We start from the raw sequence: 21,053 nt of genomic DNA on the forward strand, positions 1-21,053 counted from the left end.
GTCAAGCAAATCAGCCGTTGGTGACAGGGCTGGTTGGCGTCGTCGGCGTCGTTGTACCACCGGTTACCGTTGTGTTGTTGATCGTTGTCGTTGTCGATGTGCCCGTTGTACCACCACCAGTGCCGCCACCACTCGCAGTCGCACCACCGGCAGCCGTCAACGTGCCGCCATTCGACGCGCCACCAGCACCCGCACCAGCGGCACCAGAGGTTGTACCAACAGCACCAGCCCCAACACCGGGCCCAGCAATGGCCGCACCTGGAGCAGCCGGCGCACCAGCACCAGCACCAGCACCGGCACCAGCAGGCGCACCGGCACCAATGGCAGCAGTCTGCACAGTACCTGGCTGACTTGCTGCAGCCGCCATTTGCGTGCTTGAAGCGATACCGACCTGAATGCTTGCCGCAGCAGCAGGATTGGTGGCAGCCAACTGCCCAGCGGCGGCCAAAGCACCCTGCGTCATCGCAGCAACCTGAGCTTCACTCGCGGCAGATGCCGCAACCTGCATTGCCGTCATTGCTTCGGTCATCTGCCCTGCCGCAGCAGCTTCGGCCAACAGCCTCTCGACAACGCCCCTAACGTCTGCCGCAGGCGACTGCAGCAGAGACTGCGGGTTTGCAAGAAATGCAGCGAGCGTCAAAGGCGCAACGGCCTGAACGCCAGGCGCTGCGGGTGCAACAGCCTGCTGCGCCATTGCCTGACTTCCAACGAACAGTGTCACGCTCGTCAAAAGCATTACTGAGAGTTTAGACTGAGTTTTCATGAACATCTGCTCCAATTGTAAACTTTGGATAACCATGTCGCATTAGCACTCGTTAAGCAAGTCGAAAGCGCAACGACATCGTCTGGCCGGAGTATTTTCTTTATGTTTGGTTAAATGGCGGCCCGAAGCCGCCATCTAGACATTCACCACTAGTTTCTGATCGAGTCTCGAGTATCCGCAACATTTGCCACAGAGGACGTTGCCGAGTTCAAGATGGTCAGGAACTTCAGCAGTTCGACCGAGTCAGACGTCGATACATAGATCGTGTCCTTGTTCTGCATCGGGAACTTCTGCGCCATGAAGAAGCCCGCCGGATCGCGGAGGTTTGCCCTGAAGATCACAGGCACTTCCTTTGACGCAAAACCATGCGTGTCTACACCGATTTTCTGCAGAAAATCCTTGCTGACCGTACGATAGACCAGCACAGCCCTCGGCTCTGCCTTGTCGTCCAGCAGGCCACCCGCCTTCGCCAGCGCTTCACCCAAGGTCAAATCCGAATCTTCGAAGTCAAAACGACCACTTTCACCCGTTACACCGAATGCCAGGAAAGTACGCCGATCACGATTGACGATCAGAGTATCGCCGGGCTGAACATAGATGTTTTCAGAGGATTTCTTGGAAATCACATCATAAGGAACCGTAACTGAGCGACCACGACGCTGCACCGTCACAGTCGATTCAGCGCCCGGAGAGCTCAAACCACCAGCCTCGGAAATCAGGTCAAGAATCCGCTCACCAGCAGGGCTGACCTCAATCTTCTTGGGATCCTTCACATCACCCAGAACGGAGGCCTCCATGGACCGGCTTTCTTCGATCGACACCACAACCTGAGGCTCGATCGCCCGATTGGCGAGGCGCGATGCGATTTCCAACTGGACTTCATCGACCGGGCGATTGGCCGCAGCAATCTTACCGGCGTAAGGCACAGTAATGTTGCCGGCGCGATCAATCGTCTGCTTCGGCAGGCTGATATAATTGCCAGGACGCGACCCTGCATCCGCCGGAATGAACAATCCGCCCGATTGCGATTCAAATATAGAAACCTGGACAATGTCACCCACACCCAGAACGATCTGCGGAGGACCGCCACGGCCACCACCAAAGCTGCCACTGAGAGTAGACGTTGTCGTATCCGATGCGTAAGCAAGCACAGCACTGTTGATATCCACCAGCGCATAATCAATGCCGACCTTGCGATCAGCACTCTCTACCTTGACCGTCGCACCGGAATCGACAGCCTGCTGATCAGGCCCGGACCTTGGCAAAGAGGTACAGCTGGACAACAAAAGGACGCTAAGCATCCCCAATACACCACGTGATGAAACCTTCATGAACCCCTACCCCATAAACATGATTCTGATGATGTGAAACATGCTTTCACAAGACTTAAAACACAGTTTCGATAACCTTGCTACCCGTGTCGCGCAGATAAAGCGGATTCTGCTAATACGTTTGCATAGGCCATGTTGCAGTACGGTAACACGGCGTTCCTAGGCAGAAGCGGGTTTATATTTGCGGCGATTCGTGCAGATTCTGAGCACAAAAGCAACGAAAAGAGCCCACCAGGCAGAGAATCCGGGTATTTGGATCGAAAAATCCAGCCCTGCATGCAATGCAACGATGAAAGAAGAGGCAATACCAGCCCAGACCACGGCGCGCAGCTTCCTTCTCTGTCTTATTCCTTCGCCAAACATGCGGAAAAGAAAAGACACAACCAAAAGCAAAGCAACGAAAAACAACAATCCGAAAGCGAGAAGTCCATCGAGATAGAAGTTATGTGCAAGCTCCCAAAATCCAGATAAACCGCAGGATGGATCTCGATAGGCTGGAAAGTAAGATGGAAAGGCTCCAGGTCCGATTCCGGTCCAGATATTGTCTTTGATCGCTGACAATATGCCGGGCAAGATACAAAAACGGCCATCGTCAAGACCCTGTATTTCCGCACGCAGCATTGCACGGCCGGAAAACAGCCAAAACAAGCATAGCAAGAGGCCAAGGCCGATCAAAACCTGCAGATAGATATTTGAGCTGTGCCTTGATCCCACGGTTCGAAACTGGGCACTGCTGCCGGTGGCTGGCGGAAAGAGCACCATGCCAATCCCATAGACTACGACACCAATGACAGTTGAGGCGATACCCGCTCTCGAATTTGTCAGCATCAGCGCGACGAAACTGACCAGAGCAGCACCGACAAGCAGTCCGATGCGCGCCGGAGATGCATTGCTTGAGGCTGAAAGCACGCCAGAGCGCAAAAGCTTCAGCAGATCGATCCTGCCGATCTGACACAGAATGGCGAGCAGAGTAACGCCATAAAAGGTTGCCGCTGTGTTGCGGTTCACAAATGGCCCCGTCAGGCTTCCCAGATAAAAACGCTTGTCTCCGAGCAAAAGAGCATCCGGAAAAAACACAAACTGCAGGATTGCAATAGCCGCAAACGTCGCCCCGGCAAAGCCGAAGATGGAGAGTGCTAGACTGACTTCCTCATCCGAGCGAAACAAGAGAAGCGCAGCAAGCAAGGTGGCAAACGGAAGACTAATCGGCAGGATGGCCGACAGAACGCTGGAGGGGTCAGGAGAAAGAGTACGCGGTCCCTCAAGTCCGATTTCAGTCAGCACAGCCCAGGCAGGATGGGCTGGAATGATGGGGGGAAGCGGCATTGCCTGGACAAGACAGGAAAAGAGGACCGTGAACCAGAGACCCAATACCGTATAGAACGCCATCTCAATGCTGCGCGACATGCCAAGCCCAAAAAACGCGGTCAGGAGGCTGATGACCATCAACAGGACGGAAACCGAGATGGCTGCGGGATAAACCGCGCCATGGGTCAGAAGCGCAACGGCGATTGAAAGCACAAATAGAGAGAGTGCGACCAATCTTGCTATGCGCGCAATCGCCGACGGTCGTTCACCCACAGCAACAGCACTGAAGACCTGGCTCCAAAACATAAGAAATGCTCCCCCCGAATACCGGCATCTTCCATACGTCTAATCGACAGGCGCAATCAATCCCCGTATTACACGCCACAAGGTCAAACGGATATTTGTCTTGATGTAAAAGAAGTTCGCCATCGCACTCTTTTGAAGCACTCGGCAGTTTAGAGCCCATTGTAAAAAATTCGGACGAAAATCATGGCTTTGATGCCGGCGGCTTGGCCTGTTGCGGCCCTTCATGCGCATCGACTCGACGGACAAGCGTGCAGGCCCAGACCCGATCTGTCCGATTTTGGCGCGACAGGCTAAAAAAACGACACATCGATAAAATTCGAACTTTCCACTTAAAAGGCTGGTGGCAGCCCCCCGTGTATCAAAGCTCATCGAAGGAAACACCGACGAGCGTCTCTGAAACGGGGTAAGTCATGATTAAGAAGCTGCTCATTGCTGGTACGACTATGGCCATGCTGGTCTCAAGTGTAATGCCGTCCATGGCCATGGGGCCTGCAGGACTTGCCGCACCCTTGAGAGGTCAGTACACCCATATTCAGGTTGCTCAGCCAGTGCTGGCGCCTTTTGGATTTGTGTCCTACTGCGTCAAGAATCAGGAAGACTGCCAGCCGGCAACCGGTCCGACCACCATTGGCTGGAACTACGGCAAACTGCGCGAACTGCGCAGCGTCAACTATCAGGTCAATCGTTCGATCCGCCCGGTCAACGATGCAGCCGGCACCGACCAGTGGCAAGCCTCGGTCTCGAATGGTGATTGCGAGGACTATGTCCTGACCAAGCGCCGCGAACTTCTTAAGCGTGGCTGGCCGGCCAGTGCAATGCGGATCGCCGTTGCCATGACGCCGGACAATGTCGGACATGCCGTCCTGATCGTTCGCACCGATAGCGGTGATCTGGTGCTCGACAACCGGACCAACAGCATTCTGAACTGGCGCGAGACGGATCTGAGCTGGGTGATGATCCAGTCGGGCGACAATCCGCTCTTCTGGAACAACATTGCCAGCTGATGGATTGCAAGGCAGAGGGCGCGAGACAGTAGAAACCAGCCTCGCCCTGGCATAATTTCCGCCGCATGCAACCATTTCACGATCAATACGTTTGGCTGTCTTTAAGTGGAGAACACTATAATGACATCCTTCCGGTCGCTCTTGACGATATCCGTCATGGCCTGTTCCTTCGCTCTACCGCTTTCCACAGGCGCAGCGGACCTTGTGGGTGGACAGCATTACCAGATGGATCGCGCGCAGAAGACGACGCCCCATCATGCGCGCCGCGCGGTGAGCACCATCAGCCATTACGAAAACTGCGACCAGTTGCTTGTGACCTATCGTTCTCCGTACCAGCCCCGCACCGAACTGGTCAGCGTCTGTCATCCGCCCATTTATTGACAGCAACGTCTACAAGCCGCGAATCTCTGCGCCTTTGCCACATTTGGCGATCAGTAGCATCGCCAAGCGTTCACGCCAGACATCACGGACACAAAAGTCATTTTGGAAATTAAATGCGCCGCGACAGGCAACAGGCCTGAAGTAATGGTGCCCCGTGCCGGAATCGAACCAGCACTCCTCTCGGAACCTGATTTTGAGTCAGGCGCGTCTACCAATTCCGCCAACGGGGCACGAAACAGGCGAAGAAGCCTCTAGCACAGTCAAAAGGGCCCGTGCAAGCACCCATCGCGATCAGCAAGATCTTGTTGCGTCTCACGAAAATTTGGCGGGTCATATGGGCTCAGCGCGCCAGGAAGCGATTTACAAACCCACCCCCCTCTGGCTAGAGCTTGCGTGCGAACCCCTTCGCGCAAGGAAGAACCCATGGCTGCCGATCAACGCGAAACCCTGATGATCTATTCCGCCGGACTGGCATTCGGCATGGCGGCAACCGTCGGCACCGCGCTCGGCTTCCAGCATATCGGCGGCTATATCCCCTGCGCACTCTGCCTCTTGCAGCGCGAACCCTATTACTGGGCCGTGCCGGTGGCGCTTGGCGCCGTGGTCACCGCCGTGTTTCGCCTGCCGGCGGCCGTCACGCGCGGGCTGCTGGCACTGGTTGGTATCATGATGCTGATCGGGCTTGGCATGGGCGTCTATCATTCGGGCGTCGAATGGGGTTTCTGGGAAGGGCCGACCACCTGCTCGACCTCCGCCAATGGGCTCACCACCAATGCCGGCAATCTGTTGAGCGACATCAACACGATCAAGGGGCCCTCCTGCACCGAGGCAGCGCTTCGGGTGCTTGGCCTTTCCTTTGCCGGCTGGAATGTGCTGGCAAGCCTTGCACTGGCCGCCATTGCTTTCAAGGCCGCGTTTACAAAGCGCGCCTAAGCGGCACGCCAGAGGTTCAAGGCTGCAGTTCCGTATCCCAGTAGAGATAGTCCATCCAGCTTTCATGCAAATAATTGGGCGGGAACAGCCGGCCATTGTTGTGCAGGTCCTGCACCGTCGGCTGGAAGGGCTTTTGTGCCGGATGCATGCCCGCCTGCTTAGGCAGTTTGCTGCCCTTGCGCAGATTGCAGGGCGAACAGGCCGCCACCACGTTTTGCCAGGTCGTTTCCCCGCCATGCGCGCGCGGTATCACGTGATCGAAGGTCAGATCCTCGTGAGATCCGCAATACTGGCACTCGAATTTATCGCGGAGAAAAACGTTGAAGCGGGTGAAGGCGGGATTTCGCGTGGGCTGAACGTAGGTCTTAAGGCTGACAACGCTCGGTAATCGCATCGAAAACGTGGGCGAGGAGACCGAGTGATCGTATTCGGCAATGATATTGACACGGTCAAGGAAGACGGCCTTGATCGCGTCCTGCCAGGACCAGAGCGACAAGGGGTAATAACTCAGCGGCCGGTAGTCAGCGTTCAACACGAGCGCCGGCAGGGCCTGCGGGGAGACTGCAATCGTCAAATGACGCTCCTCACCGATTCGGCTTATGTCCCTTCTATATTAGGTCTGTTGTTACAGGAATGTGAAGCCGAAATTATGACGCAGCGAATCAATCGACCGGCAGGGCATCGCGTCGCATGACATTGGCATAATAGGCCCAGAACAGCCGCGCCGCGACCGCACGCCGGGGGCTCCAGCGCCGGGCAATCTCATCCACCCGTGCCGGTGGCGGTCGCTCGTTGAGGCACAGCGCATGACCCACGGCTGCCCTCAGCGCCACGTCGCCCGAGGGAAAGATATCCGGGGCACCAAGACAGAACATCAGATAGACTTCGGCCGTCCAGGCACCGATGCCTTTCAGTGCCCTTAACCGAGAGAGCGCCTCTTCCTGGCTGAGACTGGCCAGGGCATCAAGATCAAGCTCTCCATCCACGATTGCCCGTGCCAGGCCTTCCAGCGTTGCCGCCTTGGCGCGCGACAGGCCAAAACCCGCCACGACCTCCGGCCCGTGGGCGAGATAGTCGGCAGGCGTCATCGGACCAGCTTGGGTGATGCGCTGCCAGATGGCGCTGGCACTCGCCTTTGAGATCATCTGCGACACGATGATCTGCGACAGGCCGGCAAAACCGGGTGGAGAAAGCCGCAGCGGCACCGGACCAGCCGCCTTGACAATCGGCTCAAGGCTGGGATCGAGGCGGATGAGTGCGCCAAGCCCTTCGACAATATCGGCCTGCGCACGTATCAGCAGCATCGCAAAAATCCCCATTTCGTGGCAAAAGAAACCATGCCCTCACGCCCGCGTCAAAAACCCGTCTTTCGCTTTGCACCCAGCCCGAATGGTTTCCTGCATCTGGGCCATGCTCTATCGGCGCTGATCAACCAGAAAATGGCGCAGCAGGCAGATGGTCGGTTGCTGCTGCGGATCGAGGATATTGACCAGACGCGCTGCCGGCCGGATTTCGAGGCGGAATTCTACCGCGACCTTGCCTGGATCGGCCTTGCCTGGGAAGAGCCGGTGCGCCGCCAGTCGGAGCATCTGGCAGATTATGCGGCGGCACTTCGGCAGTTAGAGGATAGGGGTCTGATCTACCCGGCCTTCCTGACACGCAGCGAAGTGAAGGCGCGTGTCACAGAAGCTGAAGGTGATGGGCAAGCCTGGCCGCGTGATCCGGATGGAGCACCCCTTTATCCGGCCGATGACCGCGAACGCGGCGAGAAGGAGCGCCGGCAGCTTCTTTCCAGCGGCCTTCGCCATGCGCTGCGACTCGACATGGCAAAGGCGCTGACGCTCGTTGGCCAGTCTCTTACCTGGCAAGAGACCGGCGATGGCGAGACGGGAACCATTGCCGCCGATGCCGCAAGCTGGGGCGATGTCATCCTGTCGCGCTCGGATGCGCCCTCCAGCTATCATCTGTCCGTCGTCGTGGATGACGCGGCTCAGGGCGTCACGCATGTGGTGCGGGGTCTCGACCTCTATCATGCAACCGCCGTTCACCGTCTGCTGCAAGAGCTTTTGGGCCTTTCCGCGCCGCTCTACCATCACCACCGCCTGATCCTCGGCAGCGACGGTCGCAAACTGTCCAAAAGCGAGGGCGCGACCGGGCTTGCCGCCCTGCGGGCAGCGGGCCGCTCACCGGCGGATATTGGCCGCCTGCTGGGGCTCTGATGGCGCTGGATCAATAGGGGGCTCGCCGCGATCAGCGCGGCGGCGACCGCGATAGGATCGCGAAGCCACGGAAAACACGCGATATTTCATCAATGCCGCATTGATTTCGGCACCCAGCATGAAGATCACCCCGACCATATACAGAAACACCAGCACGATCATCACCGAGGCCAGCCCCGCATAGGTGGCCGCATAGGTGGCAAAGGTGCTCAGATAGAAGGCAAAGATCAGCGCAAATCCGCTCCAGCAGATCAGCGTCAGGAAGATGCCGGGCAGGATATCGATGATGCGCCGGTTTCCGGCCGGCAGCCATTTGTGGCACACAATCAGACCGACGAAAAGAACGACACCGGTGCCGAGCAGACCAAAGCTTGAAATGCTCGACAGCTCATCCTGCAGCCAGGGCAGATGCGAACCGGCAAAGCGCACGGCAATCGGCACCGCCACCAGCACGATGCTGATGGCCGCAAAGATGACGACGGCGGCAATGACATAGCCAAGGCTGGCAAGACGCGTCACATACCAGGCGCGCGTTTCAGGCACCCGATAGGCCCGGTTGAGCGAAATGCGCAGCGCCTCCACACCGTTTGAGGCAAAATAGGCAGCCGCCAGCACCGAGACGGTCAACAGACCGCCACGCGGAATTTCCAGCACCCGACGCACTTCATTGGCCAGCGGCTCGGCAATTTCCGACGGCCAGGTGTCAAACAGCAAATGCACGGTGGTTGCGGAAAAGCTGCTGGCACCAAGAAAGCTTGCAAGGGCCGTGCCGAAGATGAGGAATGGAAACAGCGCCAGGAGCCCCGAAAGCGCCACATGGCTCGCCAAGGCCCAGCCATCGTCATCGTTGAAATGACAGTAAGCATCATAGAAGACTTTGAAGGCGAGCCGGTGCCAGCGTATTTTCAGTCTTGCTTCGGCCAATGGGAACTCCGTTGTCACTCCGCCTGAAATATGGGACACGCGAATGGGTTTTACAGGGAGGCGACATGACGGAACAGCGTAGCATTGTCATCACGGGTTGCTCTTCCGGCATCGGCGCTTATAGCGCCCGCGCCCTGAAGAAGGAAGGCTGGCGGGTGTTTGCAACAGTGCGCAAGCCCGAAGATCTGGCAGCGCTCGAGGCCGACGGGCTGGAGGCCCTCATCCTGGACTATACGAGGCAGGACACAATCGATGCGCTGGTGGCCGAGGTGACACGCCGCACTGGTGGACGGATCCACGCCCTGTTTAACAATGGCGCCTATGGACAGCCGGGGGCGGTGGAAGACTTAAAGACCGACGTGCTGCGCCTGCAATTCGAGACGAATTTCTTCGGCTGGCATGAATTGACGCGGCAGATCATCCCCCTGATGCGCGCTCAAGGCCATGGCCGCATCGTGCAATGCTCGTCGATCCTCGGTCTCGTACCCTATCGCTATCGCGGCGCCTACAATGCTTCCAAGCACGCCATCGAGGGTTTGAGCGTCACGCTTCGCATGGAACTCGACGGATCAGGTATCTTTGTCAGCCTTATCGAGCCCGGACCCATCGAGACCCGCTTTACCGCCAATGCGCTCAAAAGCTTCCATGAGCATGTTGATATCGATAATTCCGCGCATGCGCATCAATACCAGCGCCAATTGGCAAGGCTTGATGGTTCCGGGCCGATCAACAAGCACAAGCTGGGACCAGAGGCCGTGCATCAGGTTCTGGTCCATGCGCTGAACGCCAAGCGGCCGAAACCCCATTACCTGGTGACGAAACCGGCAAAACAGGGCGTGCTGCTGAAGCGTCTGCTACCCTCAGATCTGTTCTACCGCCTACTGCGTAAGATCGACTGACACATCCAAAAAGGTACTTTCATGTCCAGCTTCACCACCCTTTTGGCCCTCATCGTGATGGGGCTCGTGGTTCTTGTGCTGATCCGCGGCCTCTTCAACATGCTGAAGGGCACGGACGGCAACAAATCCAACAAACTCATGCAATTGCGCCTGCTGCTGCAGGCGGTGGCGATCGGCCTGATCATGCTCACCCTTTGGCTGACCGGCGGAGGACGCTGACCATGGTAAAACTCAACAAGATCTACACCCGCACCGGCGATGATGGCACGACCGCGCTGGTCACAGGCCCGCGCCGCGTGAAGCACGATCTGCGCGTCGATAGCTATGGCACGGTGGACGAAACCAATTCCGTGATTGGCGTGGCGCGTCTGACAACCGGTTCGATGGCCGAACTCGATGGCATGCTGTTTCGCATCCAGAACGATCTCTTTGATCTCGGCGCGGATCTCGCAACGCCGGACACAGGCGAAAAGGTGGAATGGGAGCCACTGCGCATCGTCCAGTCGCAGGTCGACCGGCTCGAAAGCGAGATAGACACACTGAACGCCCATCTTGATCCGCTGACCTCATTTGTCCTGCCGGGCGGCTCGCCGGCTGCCGCGCATCTGCATGTGGCACGCACCGTGTCGCGCCGGGCTGAGCGCCTGATGGTGGAACTTTCCAAGGTCGATGGCGAAGTGGTTGCCGCACCGGCACTGAAATACATCAACCGCCTGTCGGACTTCCTGTTCGTCGCGGCCCGCTATGCCAATGGCGGTGGCAAGGCCGATATCCTCTGGGTGCCGGGCAAGAACAGGTAATAGCAGCCAGTCCACACAACAGAGAGAGCGGAGCGATCCGAGAGCCCGATGTTCATTCCGCTCTACGACGTCAACCATCTGAAGCATATCAAGCTGCAATATGTGACGATCGGGCTGATCCTGGTCAATGTTGTCATCTGACTGCTGACTTGGCTTGTGCCATCGCAGGCCGATGACCTGGCCACGATCATGCTGGGCTTCATTCCGGCAGTGGCCTTCGAGCATGCCATACTGCCGCCAGCCTTGGATTTCGTGCCGCAGGAGGCAACCTTCGTCACCTATGCCTTCCTGCATATCGATGTCTGGCACCTTGCCTCCAACATGGTATTCCTCTGGGTGTTCGGCGATAATGTCGAAGATGCCCTGGGTCATTTTCGGTTTCTGGTCTTCTATCTTCTCTGTGCAGCAGCCGGAGCGCTGTTTCACGGCCTGATTGACCCCGTCTCGGAAGGCCCGCTGATCGGCGCATCCGGCGCCGTATCCGGCATTGTCGCCGCCTATCTTCTGCTGCATCCACGCGTGCGCCTGTGGACGCTGGTGTTCTTCCGCATTCCCCTGCCGCTGCCGGCCTTCGTGCCGCTGATCCTGTGGGTCGGTCAGCAGTTCGTCATGCTCGCTCTCGATATGCAGGGCATGATTTCCTGGGGCGCGCATGTCGGTGGAATTCTCGCTGGCGCTGTCCTCGTCGTCTTCATGCGCCGCAAGGATGTGCCGCTATTTGACCGGAAAGTGGTTGCCCCACGCGCCGTCGAGCTTTCCGACTGACACCCGCCTGTCTCCTTTCAGGAATGGGGGCATGACGAAATGGCACCGGCAAAAACCTGAAAACTCTTTGTGTTCGGTCTAAAAATGCGTATCCATGTCGCCCATTGACAATCGGCGGATTGGGAGACGCCGCATTTTCCCAATTGGTTTCATCTGAGGAAGGAAGTCATGAAAATTCTGGTGCCTGTTAAGCGGGTAGTTGATTACAACGTGAAAATCCGCGTCAAGGCGGACGGCACGGGCGTGGAACTCGCCAATGTGAAAATGTCGATGAACCCGTTCGACGAGATTTCCGTGGAGGAGGCGCTACGTCTCAAGGAAGCTGGCCAGGCAGACGAGATCGTCATCGTTTCGATCGGTCCAGCCAAGGCCGAAGAGACGATCCGCACGGCGCTTGCCATGGGCGCGGATCGCGGCATCCTCATCGAAACCGAGGAGCAGGTCGAACCGCTGGCCGTTGCCAAGCTGTTGAAGGGCGTGGTCGATGCGGAAAATCCGGGTCTTGTCATTCTGGGCAAGCAGGCGATCGACGACGACAGCAACCAGACCGGCCAGATGCTTGCCGCCCTTCTCAAATGGGGCCAGGCCACTTTCGCATCGAAGATCGAGCTCGGCGATGCCACAGCCAAGGTCACCCGCGAAGTCGATGGCGGTCTTCAGACCATCGACGTGAAACTGCCGGCGATCGTGACGACGGACCTGCGCTTGAACGAGCCGCGCTATGCCTCGCTGCCCAATATCATGAAGGCCAAGAAGAAGCCGCTCGATAAGAAGAGCCCGGCCGATTTCGGCGTCGATATCGCGCCGCGCCTCAAGGTGCTGAAGACCGAGGAGCCGGGTGGCCGCAAGGCTGGCATCAAGGTGGCATCCGTGGCCGAACTGGTCGACAAGCTGAAAAACGAAGCTGGCGTTCTTTGAGCGGACGAACAGGGAGATAATGACAATGGCAATTCTTCTTCTTGCTGAACATGACGGCACGACCGTCTCGGATCAGACCGCCAAGGCGCTGACAGCTGCTGTAAAGATCGGCGGCGATGTGCATGTTCTGGTGGCGGGCGCCAGCGCGCAGGCCGCAGCAGAGGCCGCCGCAAAGCTTTCGGGCGTTGCCAAGGTTCTATTGGCCGAGGATGCCTCGCTTGCCAATAATCTGGCCGAACCGCTCGCCGATCTCATTGTGTCGCTGTCAGGCGCCTATGATGTGGTGATCGCGCCGGCAACCGCCTCGGCCAAGAATGTCATGCCGCGCGTCGCAGCACTTCTCGACGTGATGCAGGTCTCGGAAATCATCGAGGTGATTTCCGCCGATACGTTCAAGCGCCCGATCTATGCCGGCAATGCCCTTCAGACGGTGCAGTCTACCGACGCCAAAAAGGTGATTACCGTGCGCACGGCATCCTTTGCCGCTGCCGAAGCGAATGGCTCGGCCGCTGTTGAGAGCATTTCCGCTGTCGCGAATCCGGGTCTTTCGGCCTTCGTCGGCGATGCACTGTCGTCTTCGGACCGCCCGGAACTCACCTCTGCCAAGATCATCGTATCGGGCGGTCGTGCACTTGGTTCCTCGGAAAAGTTCCAGGAGGTCATCCTGCCGCTCGCCGACAAGCTCGGCGCTGCCGTCGGTGCATCGCGCGCCGCCGTCGATGCCGGCTATGCGCCGAACGACTGGCAGGTCGGCCAGACCGGCAAGGTCGTCGCACCGGATCTTTATGTGGCCGTCGGCATTTCCGGCGCCATCCAGCATCTTGCCGGTATGAAGGATTCCAAAGTCATCGTGGCGATCAACAAGGATGAGGAAGCGCCGATCTTCCAGGTGGCCGATTATGGCCTGGTGGGCGATCTCTTCCAGATCCTGCCGGAGCTTGAAAAGGCTCTCTGAGCCGAAAAACCGCTTTCAACAGCAAAGGCCGCGTCGCATCTGACGCGGCCTTTCGCTTATCTACCAAAGACAATCTCTGCTCAGAACTCTTCCCAGTTCTGCTCTCCGGGCTTGCCCCCGCCCGTCCCTGTCGCCTTCTGCAGACCGGCGGCAACCTTACCCAACAAAGCATGGGCAGGTGAGGCAACCTGACGGCTGCTTTTGTCTGCGGGTTTGATCGGGGCCGCGTTACGGGCCACCGGCGCAGCCGGGCGTGGCGCAACCGATACCGGCAAAGGCCGGTCGCTGGACATAGGCTGACCGACCGGGGCACCCTCGCCCAGCCGGAACTGGCCGACAAGACCGGACAAGCTCTGCGCATCGCGTGTCAGCTTCGACATATCGGAATTGGTGCGCTCCGCCATCTGCGAATTCTGCTGCGTGGTATTTTCCATCTGGCGGATGGCCGTGGAAATTTCCCGGACGCTTTCCGATTGCTCGCCGGCCGCGTCCGCGATGGAGGAAATCTGGTCGTTGATCTGTGACACTTGGCCAGCGATTTCACCGAGAGCCGAACCGGTATTCTGCACCAGATCGACGCCGGTCTTCACCGCTTCGGTGGATTTGGCAATCAGTGCCTTGATTTCGCGCGCAGCCTGTGCCGAACGTTGTGCAAGTTCACGCACTTCTTGAGCCACGACCGCAAAGCCCTTGCCCGCCTCGCCGGCACGCGCTGCCTCGACACCGGCATTCAGCGCCAGAAGGTTTGTCTGGAAGGCGATCTCGTCAATCACGTTGATGATCTGCGAGATTTCCTTGGATGCCGCCTCGATACGGCTCATGGCATCGACCGCCGAGCTGACGATATTGCCGGAACGATCCGTGGAAGTCTTCGTCTCGGCCACCATCTTGCGGGCATTGGCCGCCCGTTCGGTGGACAGCCGTATCGCATCCATGATCTGCGTGATGACGGCCGACGTCTGCTCGATGGCCGCCGCCTGCTGTTCGGAACGGCGCGACAGGTCATCGGTCGCCGATACCATGCCGGTGGCCGTATCGGTGATCGAGGCCGTGCTGCCGGACACCTGCTGCATGGTGCTGGCCAGATTGTGAAGGGACTGGTTGAAATCTGTGCGTAGCCGGTCAAGCCCTTCCATGAAGGGCGTATGGATCGTGGCCGTCAGATCGCCAGAGGCCAGCCGTTGCAGGCCGGCGCCTAGAATTTCGACTGTCTGCTGCAGGCGCTGGGTTTCTTCCAGACGGGCAGATTCGCGGGCCTGGCGCTCGGATTCGGACAGCGAACGATCGCGTTCCGCCTGTGTCTGCAGCCGGGTCTTTTCAATCGCGGCATCCCGGAACACGGCAACGGAGCGCACCATGTCGCCGATCTCGTCCTTGCGCGTCTCGCCCTTCAACTCGATCGTGGTATCGCCGCCGGCAAGCCGGCTCATCGCCACCACAAGTTCGCGGATCGGGCCGGTAATGCTGCGCGAAAACAACACGGCGGCGACAATGGCGGCCACGACAATCGCGATCGCCATGAAAAGAATGGTGTTGCGCAAATCGACAAGGCTTGCCAGCGCCTCATCCTCGGCCATAGCTGCAACCACGGCCCAGCGATGACCTCCAAAGCTCAGCGGCGATGCGGCGGCATAGTGCGCGGCGTCGTGATAGGCTTCCAGCATGCCCGCCGTCTGACCACCGGCCAGCGCATCCTTGACCACCGGTGCATCGATTTTCACCGTCAGGGCGTCGTTGGAACCGGTCAGCGCGGAATCGGTCACCACCGAGCCGGATGCATTGACGAGCAGCGTCTCGCCCGTCTGGCCAAGGCCAGTGCGGTTGCCGAACATGGCATCAAGCCGCGCCGATGGAACGGCGACAACAATGGCGCCAACCTTGATATCCCCCATGAACAAAGGCGATGCCAGGAAGGCCGTCGCCTGTTTGGCCGGGCCATAGAGCGCGAAATCAGAAAAGGCATAGAGTTCGCGGTTCTCGCTTTCGGCCACCTGGCGGAAAGCGCCCGCAAGCGGGCTGTCCTTCAGCCCCGCATCCGACAGAAGGTTGCCGCCATATTCTTCGTTCTTCTGCACCGAGTACATGACCGTACCCTTGGCATCGACCAGGAAGATATCGGAATAGCCGTAGCGCTGCAGCGATGCTCGCAGAGCCGGATGGTAGAGATTGTGGTTACTGTCATAGGTATCGACGCGCGCCGTATCAAGATCGAGCCGCTTGCCCACCGGGTTCGGATTGTTGGTGATATAGCGGTCGGTCAGGGTCTGCTTGGGATTGTCGCCGAGATAGCGCCAGTCACGGCGAAACTTGTGCAGCGCCTCACCCGTAGAGGCCACGCCGGCCAGGGCGCGAAGATTGGTGACCATGTTTTCGAAGTAGAGCTGCGCTTCGTTGCGGCGCCCATCGGCAGTCGCCTCAAGTTTCTCCATGACCTGGCTGCGCACCACCGAAGCACTTTCATAAAGGCCGGCAAAACTTGCAGCGCCAATGGAAAGAATGGCGACGATGGTGACGAAGACGGGCAGTTTCCTTGCAATGCGCATACAGCAATCACTCCACTTCGATCAGAAAGTGACAACTTCTCGGCAAACTCCAAGACCTGTCTCTCCTCACTCCGCGCCGATGGTTACCGAAATCGTTTAATATATATCTAAAGCCGCAAAAACCGGTTCCTCCCCAAAAGCCATACAGGGCGCTCACGGGCTATTAAGGACTGGAAAATTACGGTGATGGGCATTATCACTTTGGAGGAAGCGCCGGGCTCACCGCCTGCGGTTCTCCGGCCAGCCTTGCAGGCACAGATGCCGCGGCTGGACCACCTCTTGATGGGAAATGGGGCGCTATGATCACGAATGTTGGAATTGTCGGAGCCGGACAGATGGGCTGCGGTATCGCGCATGTCTCGGCGCTCTCGGGCTACAAGGTCACGATCTACGACCTTTCAAGCGAACGGATCGAAGCTGGCCTTGCCACGATCAATGGCAATCTCGCCCGCCAGGTCAGCAATGGCAAGATGACCGACGAGGAACGCCGGGTCACCCTGTCGCGAATTTCCGGCACTGTCGATATTCACGATCTGGCACCAATGGATCTGGTGATCGAGGCCGCCACAGAGGATGAAAGCGTCAAGCGCAAGATCTTTGGGCAGATCTGCCCGGTCCTGAAGCCCGAGGCGCTGCTGGCGACAAACACATCCTCGCTCTCCATCACGCGGCTGGCCGCCTCCACCGACCGGCCGGAACAGTTCATGGGCATTCATTTCATGAACCCGGTGCCGGTGATGAAGCTTGTGGAACTGGTGCGCGGCATCGCGACCGGCGAACAGACCTTCAAGACCGCGAGAGAATTCGTCGCCTCGCTCGACAAGACCGTCACGGTTGCCGAGGATTTCCCCGCCTTCATCGTCAACCGCATTCTCCTGCCGATGATCAACGAGGCGATCTATACGCTTTATGAAGGCGTTGGATCCGTGGAAGCCATCGATACGGCCATGAAGCTTGGTGCCAACCATCCAATGGGACCGCTGCAACTGGCCGATTTCATCGGTCTCGACACCTGTCTGTCGATCATGCAGGTGCTGCATGACGGATTGGCTGACAGCAAATATCGCCCCTGCCCGCTTCTTGTGAAATATGTCGAGGCTGGCTGGCTGGGACGCAAATCCGGCCGCGGCTTTTATGATTATCGCGGCGACGTGCCGGTGCCGACGCGCTGAGCGCGCCGGTCGGTTTTTCGGTAGATCAAAGTGACGAGACCTTGTCCACCAAGGTCTTTGCCTGCGGGCTGTCCCACTTGGCCGGCCCATTCATCGAACCGATCAGGCAGCCCTGCCTGTTCAGCACCAGCGTGACCGGCAGGCCAAAGGCAAGCCCTTCCTTCTTCAGCGCGTTGAACACGCCCATGGAACTGTCGCGGTAATAGGCCAGATCATGGACGCCGGTCTCGTCGAGGAAGGCCTTCGGCTTTTCGTCGCTGCCCGTATCGATGTTGATGGCCACGACTTCGAAACGATCGCTGCCCATTTGCGCCTGAAGCGCGTTGAGCGCCGGCATTTCCTCGCGGCACGGCACGCACCAGGTGGCCCAGAGATTGAGTAGCACGGTCTTGCCCTCGAAACTCGAGAGCGACAGGGCCTCACCCTGCGGCCCCTTGAAGGCGAGCGGCTGCAAGATGCGCGGCTTCTCGGTGCCGGTCAGGGCTGCAATATCGCCACTTGCCAGTTCCGACACGCTTTTGGCCTGGGCCACGGCACCCGTGCAGCGCACATCCGCCAGTTCCGCACCATTGCCAGACAGGGTCGGCTTCACGTATACCGCCACGGCGCCGGCAACGACACCCAGGACGGCGGCAATCAGGATCAGGCGGACGGACGGCAGACCCATGGGTCTCTTGTTCGGCATTTTGAACTCCAGGACGGATATATCATGGCTGACGGCACGAAGGATCAAGGTTCCTCCAACCAGATGTGGGGTGGGCGCTTTGCCTCGGGACCGGACGCCATCATGGAGGAGATAAACGCCTCCATCGGCTTCGACAAGAAGCTCTACGCCCAGGATATCCGCGGTTCGATCGCACACGCCACCATGCTGGCGAAACAGGGCATTATTTCCGTCGAAGATAAAGACAAGATTGTCGACGGACTCAACACGATCATGTCAGAGATCAAGGACGGCAAGTTCGAGTTCTCCCGCAAGCTTGAAGATATTCACATGAATATCGAGGCACGGCTGGCAACGCTGATCGGCCCGGCAGCCGGGCGCCTGCACACGGCCCGTTCGCGCAACGATCAGGTGGCGCTCGATTTTCGCCTATGGGTGAAGGAAGAATTGGCCAAGACCGAAGCCATGCTGAGCGACCTGATCGCCGCTCTTCTGGACAAGGCCGAGGAACATGCCGGCTCCGTCATGCCGGGCTTTACCCATCTGCAGACGGCACAGCCCGTCACCTTCGGCCATCACTGCATGGCCTATGTGGAAATGTTCGGCCGTGACCGCGCCCGCGTGCGCCACGCCATCGACCACATGGACGAAAGCCCGATTGGTGCGGCAGCACTGGCCGGCACCGGCTTTGCCATCGACCGCCACATGACGGCACAGGCGCTTGGCTTTCGCGAACCCACCCGCAATTCGATCGATACCGTATCGGATCGCGATTTTGCGCTGGAATTCCTGTCGGTTGCCGCCATCTGCGCCGTGCATCTGTCGCGCTTTGCCGAAGAGATCGTCATCTGGTCGACCCCGCAATTCGGCTTCATCCGCCTGTCGGATGCGTTTTCGACCGGCTCCTCCATCATGCCGCAGAAGAAGAATCCGGATGCCGCCGAGCTGGTGCGCGCCAAGACCGGTCGCATCAACGGCTCGCTGGTTGCGCTTCTGACCATAATGAAGGGTCTGCCGCTCGCCTATTCCAAGGACATGCAGGAAGACAAGGAACAGGTCTTCGACGCAGCCGAAAACCTGGAACTGGCCATTGCCGCCATGGCCGGCATGGTACGCGACATGACCGTGCGCACCGACCGCCTGCGCGCGGCCGCCGGCTCCGGCTATTCGACCGCCACCGACCTTGCCGACTGGCTGGTGCGCGAGGCGGGCCTTCCCTTCCGCGATGCCCATCATGTGACCGGACGCGCGGTGGCGATCGCTGAAGAGAAGGGCTGCGATCTCGCCAGCCTGACGCTCGAAGAGCTGCAATCGATCCACCCTGCCATTACCGCAAAGATCTTCGATGTGCTCTCCGTCGATGCCTCGGTTGCAAGCCGCACCAGCTTCGGCGGGACAGCTCCTGTGGAAGTGCGCAAGCAGATCGCCTGGTGGCGCGCCCGCAACTGATAAACACCAAGGCGTGATCGATCACGAGAATTGACTGCACAAGCGTGCCGAACTTCGCTATGGAACAGGCACGCCTCTATGCTGACAAAGGAATAGGAATGTCGATCCTGCGCACTATCGCTCGCACCACGATCGTCCTCTGCATTGCAGGGATCGCTGTCACCGGCTGTGGCCGCAAGGGCGATCTCGACAAGCCGAGCACGCCTCTCGAACAGCAGAACCAGCGCAAGAGCGCTACCAAGAAACCTGAGCCGGTGGCCGAAAAGCCTTTCCTCCTCGATAAGCTTCTCTGATCCGAGCACGCCCCGTGAACCATTTTCATTATATCGACGGCGTGCTGCACGCCGAAAACGTGCCCGTTCCCGATATTGCCAAGGCTGTCGGAACGCCCTTCTACGTCTATTCGACGGCCACGCTGGAGCGCCATTACGCGGTATTCTCCAAGGCCTTTGCCGATGTGGATGCCATGGTCTGCTATGCCATGAAGGCCAATTCCAACCAGGCGGTTCTGAAAACGCTGGCAAAGCTGGGCGCCGGCGTCGATGTCGTGTCTGGCGGAGAACTGCACCGGGCGCTGGCCGCCGGCATTCCAGCCAGCCGCATCATGTTTTCCGGTGTCGGCAAGACGCCGGTTGAAATGGATCTGGCGCTGGACGCCGGCATCTATTGCTTCAACGTCGAATCCGAGCCCGAACTGGAAGTGCTGAACATCCGCGCCCAGAAAAAGGGCAAGAAAGCGCATGTCTCCTTCCGCATCAATCCCGATGTCGATGCCGGCACGCATGCCAAGATCTCGACGGGCAAGAAGGAAAACAAGTTCGGCATTTCCTATGAGCGTGCCCGCGCAGTCTATTCCCATGCCGCCACCCTGCCCGGCATCCATGTCAGCGGCATCGACATGCATATCGGCAGCCAGATCACCGATCTGCAGCCCTTCGAGGATGCCTTCCGGCTGCTGCGCGAACTGGTGGAAAAGCTGCGCACCGATGGCCATGCGATCGAGCATGTGGATATCGGCGGCGGCCTTGGCATTCCCTACCGCGAAGACAACAGCCCGCCGCCTTTGCCGGATGCCTATGCCGAAACCGTCAAGGCGCAGCTGAAGAGCCTGAATTGCAGGATCGTCACCGAACCCGGCCGCCTCATCGTCGGCAATGCCGGCATTCTCGTCACCGAAGTCCTCTATGTGAAGGATACGGATGAAAAGACCTTCGTCATCGTCGATGGCGCGATGAACGACCTTATCCGCCCGACGCTCTATGAAGCCTATCACGGCATCCGCCCGGTGGTAGTGCCGGCAGAGGATACGCCGCATATCAAGGCAGATGTCGTCGGCCCGGTCTGCGAGACGGGCGATTACCTGGCGCTTGACCGTGACATGGCGGTCCCGCAGCCCGGCGATCTGTTTGCGATCGGCTCCGCCGGTGCCTATGGCGCCGTGCAGGCCGGCACGTACAATTCGCGGCTGCTGGTGCCGGAAGTGCTGGTCAAGGACGGCCAGTTCCATGTCATCCGCCCGCGCGGCACCTATGAGGACCTGATCGGCCTCGATTCCGTCCCAGACTGGCTCGGCTGAGACAGCCAAATCCGTTCACATTTCAGCGAAGCCGCAAGAAAGCGGGGGCATTTCGTGAGGATGCCCTCGTCTTCGCCACAAACGCTGGTATCCTGTTTAAGGCGGGTTCGCGCGAAGCGGTGCCCGACGCCGGTTGACGCCGC

Annotated in this window: 21 protein-coding genes, 1 tRNA gene and 1 pseudogene; 14 read left to right on the forward strand and 9 right to left on the reverse strand. The window is 58.9% G+C overall.

Annotated elements, in window-relative coordinates:
* Nucleotides 1-10: 10 nt before the first annotated feature.
* From E8M77_RS23960 to E8M77_RS18735, 3 genes are all read right to left on the reverse strand, one after another.
* Nucleotides 11-763: a hypothetical protein gene (locus tag E8M77_RS23960; protein ID WP_170975933.1), complete on the reverse strand. Its 753-nt coding sequence runs from the start codon at nucleotides 761-763 to the stop codon at nucleotides 11-13.
* A gap of 149 nt (nucleotides 764-912) precedes the next feature.
* A complete protein-coding gene (locus E8M77_RS18730) occupies nucleotides 913-2,094 on the reverse strand; it encodes a polysaccharide biosynthesis/export family protein (protein ID WP_137132149.1) in 1,182 nt (393 codons plus the stop codon).
* 159 nt (nucleotides 2,095-2,253) lie between these two features.
* Complete coding sequence (locus E8M77_RS18735) at nucleotides 2,254-3,708, reverse strand: O-antigen ligase family protein (protein WP_137132150.1); 1,455 nt, start codon at nucleotides 3,706-3,708, stop codon at nucleotides 2,254-2,256.
* 410 nt (nucleotides 3,709-4,118) lie between these two features.
* Here E8M77_RS18735 and E8M77_RS18740 point away from each other — a divergent pair, with 410 nt between their 5' ends.
* A complete protein-coding gene (locus E8M77_RS18740; RefSeq protein WP_137132151.1) occupies nucleotides 4,119-4,712 on the forward strand; it encodes a transglutaminase-like cysteine peptidase in 594 nt (197 codons plus the stop codon).
* A gap of 120 nt (nucleotides 4,713-4,832) precedes the next feature.
* Complete coding sequence (locus E8M77_RS18745; RefSeq protein ID WP_137132152.1) at nucleotides 4,833-5,093, forward strand: hypothetical protein; 261 nt, start codon at nucleotides 4,833-4,835, stop codon at nucleotides 5,091-5,093.
* Between the two features lie 145 nt (nucleotides 5,094-5,238).
* Here the strand turns inward: E8M77_RS18745 and E8M77_RS18750 are convergent.
* Nucleotides 5,239-5,323: transfer RNA gene (locus tag E8M77_RS18750), tRNA-Leu, on the reverse strand.
* Between the two features lie 193 nt (nucleotides 5,324-5,516).
* Here E8M77_RS18750 and E8M77_RS18755 point away from each other — a divergent pair.
* Nucleotides 5,517-6,026: a disulfide bond formation protein B gene (locus E8M77_RS18755; protein WP_137132153.1), complete on the forward strand. Its 510-nt coding sequence runs from the start codon at nucleotides 5,517-5,519 to the stop codon at nucleotides 6,024-6,026.
* A gap of 16 nt (nucleotides 6,027-6,042) precedes the next feature.
* Here E8M77_RS18755 and E8M77_RS18760 read toward each other — a convergent pair whose 3' ends face one another.
* Nucleotides 6,043-6,600, reverse strand: a complete 558-nt coding sequence (locus E8M77_RS18760) for an HNH endonuclease (RefSeq protein ID WP_137132154.1) — start codon at nucleotides 6,598-6,600, stop codon at nucleotides 6,043-6,045.
* Between the two features lie 88 nt (nucleotides 6,601-6,688).
* Nucleotides 6,689-7,330, reverse strand: coding sequence for a DNA-3-methyladenine glycosylase (locus E8M77_RS18765; protein WP_137132155.1), 642 nt, complete (start codon nucleotides 7,328-7,330; stop codon nucleotides 6,689-6,691).
* A gap of 33 nt (nucleotides 7,331-7,363) precedes the next feature.
* On the opposite strand from E8M77_RS18765, the gene gluQRS reads away from it, so the two are divergent.
* Nucleotides 7,364-8,245 (forward strand): tRNA glutamyl-Q(34) synthetase GluQRS, encoded by an 882-nt coding sequence (gene gluQRS, locus E8M77_RS18770; protein ID WP_137132156.1) that lies wholly within the window; start codon nucleotides 7,364-7,366, stop codon nucleotides 8,243-8,245.
* Here the strand turns inward: gluQRS and E8M77_RS18775 are convergent.
* On the reverse strand, nucleotides 8,210-9,148 hold the full coding sequence (locus tag E8M77_RS18775) for a YihY/virulence factor BrkB family protein (RefSeq protein WP_137132193.1): 939 nt from the start codon (nucleotides 9,146-9,148) through the stop codon (nucleotides 8,210-8,212). The genes gluQRS and E8M77_RS18775 overlap by 36 nt on opposite strands.
* Nucleotides 9,149-9,234: 86 nt before the next feature.
* Between E8M77_RS18775 and E8M77_RS18780 the strand changes: the two genes are divergently transcribed.
* From E8M77_RS18780 to E8M77_RS18805, 6 genes and pseudogenes are all read left to right on the forward strand, one after another.
* Nucleotides 9,235-10,068 carry an SDR family oxidoreductase gene (locus E8M77_RS18780; protein ID WP_137132157.1) on the forward strand — a complete coding sequence of 278 codons (834 nt, stop codon included), beginning with the start codon at nucleotides 9,235-9,237 and terminating at the stop codon, nucleotides 10,066-10,068.
* A gap of 21 nt (nucleotides 10,069-10,089) precedes the next feature.
* Nucleotides 10,090-10,287 carry a twin transmembrane helix small protein gene (locus tag E8M77_RS18785; protein ID WP_137132158.1) on the forward strand — a complete coding sequence of 66 codons (198 nt, stop codon included), beginning with the start codon at nucleotides 10,090-10,092 and terminating at the stop codon, nucleotides 10,285-10,287.
* A gap of 2 nt (nucleotides 10,288-10,289) precedes the next feature.
* A complete protein-coding gene (locus tag E8M77_RS18790) occupies nucleotides 10,290-10,868 on the forward strand; it encodes a cob(I)yrinic acid a,c-diamide adenosyltransferase (RefSeq protein WP_137132159.1) in 579 nt (192 codons plus the stop codon).
* Between the two features lie 48 nt (nucleotides 10,869-10,916).
* A pseudogene (locus E8M77_RS18795) lies at nucleotides 10,917-11,633 on the forward strand (rhomboid family intramembrane serine protease).
* A 168-nt stretch (nucleotides 11,634-11,801) separates the two neighbouring features.
* Complete coding sequence (locus E8M77_RS18800) at nucleotides 11,802-12,551, forward strand: electron transfer flavoprotein subunit beta/FixA family protein (RefSeq protein ID WP_137132160.1); 750 nt, start codon at nucleotides 11,802-11,804, stop codon at nucleotides 12,549-12,551.
* A gap of 25 nt (nucleotides 12,552-12,576) precedes the next feature.
* On the forward strand, nucleotides 12,577-13,506 hold the full coding sequence (locus E8M77_RS18805; RefSeq protein WP_137132161.1) for an electron transfer flavoprotein subunit alpha/FixB family protein: 930 nt from the start codon (nucleotides 12,577-12,579) through the stop codon (nucleotides 13,504-13,506).
* Between the two features lie 80 nt (nucleotides 13,507-13,586).
* Here the strand turns inward: E8M77_RS18805 and E8M77_RS18810 are convergent, their stop codons facing one another.
* Nucleotides 13,587-16,049 (reverse strand): methyl-accepting chemotaxis protein, encoded by a 2,463-nt coding sequence (locus E8M77_RS18810; protein WP_137132162.1) that lies wholly within the window; start codon nucleotides 16,047-16,049, stop codon nucleotides 13,587-13,589.
* A gap of 299 nt (nucleotides 16,050-16,348) precedes the next feature.
* Here E8M77_RS18810 and E8M77_RS18815 point away from each other — a divergent pair, with 299 nt between their 5' ends.
* Nucleotides 16,349-17,221: a 3-hydroxybutyryl-CoA dehydrogenase gene (locus tag E8M77_RS18815; protein WP_137132163.1), complete on the forward strand. Its 873-nt coding sequence runs from the start codon at nucleotides 16,349-16,351 to the stop codon at nucleotides 17,219-17,221.
* A gap of 25 nt (nucleotides 17,222-17,246) precedes the next feature.
* On the opposite strand, the gene E8M77_RS18820 is transcribed toward E8M77_RS18815, so the two are convergent.
* A complete protein-coding gene (locus E8M77_RS18820) occupies nucleotides 17,247-17,906 on the reverse strand; it encodes a TlpA disulfide reductase family protein (RefSeq protein ID WP_137132164.1) in 660 nt (219 codons plus the stop codon).
* Nucleotides 17,907-17,930: 24 nt separating this feature from the next.
* Between E8M77_RS18820 and argH the strand changes: the two genes are divergently transcribed.
* From argH to lysA, 3 genes are all read left to right on the forward strand, one after another.
* A complete protein-coding gene (argH, locus tag E8M77_RS18825; RefSeq protein ID WP_137132165.1) occupies nucleotides 17,931-19,334 on the forward strand; it encodes an argininosuccinate lyase in 1,404 nt (467 codons plus the stop codon).
* A 98-nt stretch (nucleotides 19,335-19,432) separates the two neighbouring features.
* Nucleotides 19,433-19,627, forward strand: coding sequence for a lipoprotein (locus E8M77_RS18830; protein ID WP_137132166.1), 195 nt, complete (start codon nucleotides 19,433-19,435; stop codon nucleotides 19,625-19,627).
* 14 nt (nucleotides 19,628-19,641) lie between these two features.
* A complete protein-coding gene (gene lysA / locus E8M77_RS18835) occupies nucleotides 19,642-20,910 on the forward strand; it encodes a diaminopimelate decarboxylase (RefSeq protein WP_137132167.1) in 1,269 nt (422 codons plus the stop codon).
* Nucleotides 20,911-21,053: the final 143 nt, after the last annotated feature.

It is taken from the genome of Rhizobium sp. FY34 (assembly GCF_005222845.1).
Lineage (GTDB): Bacteria > Pseudomonadota > Alphaproteobacteria > Rhizobiales > Rhizobiaceae > Neorhizobium.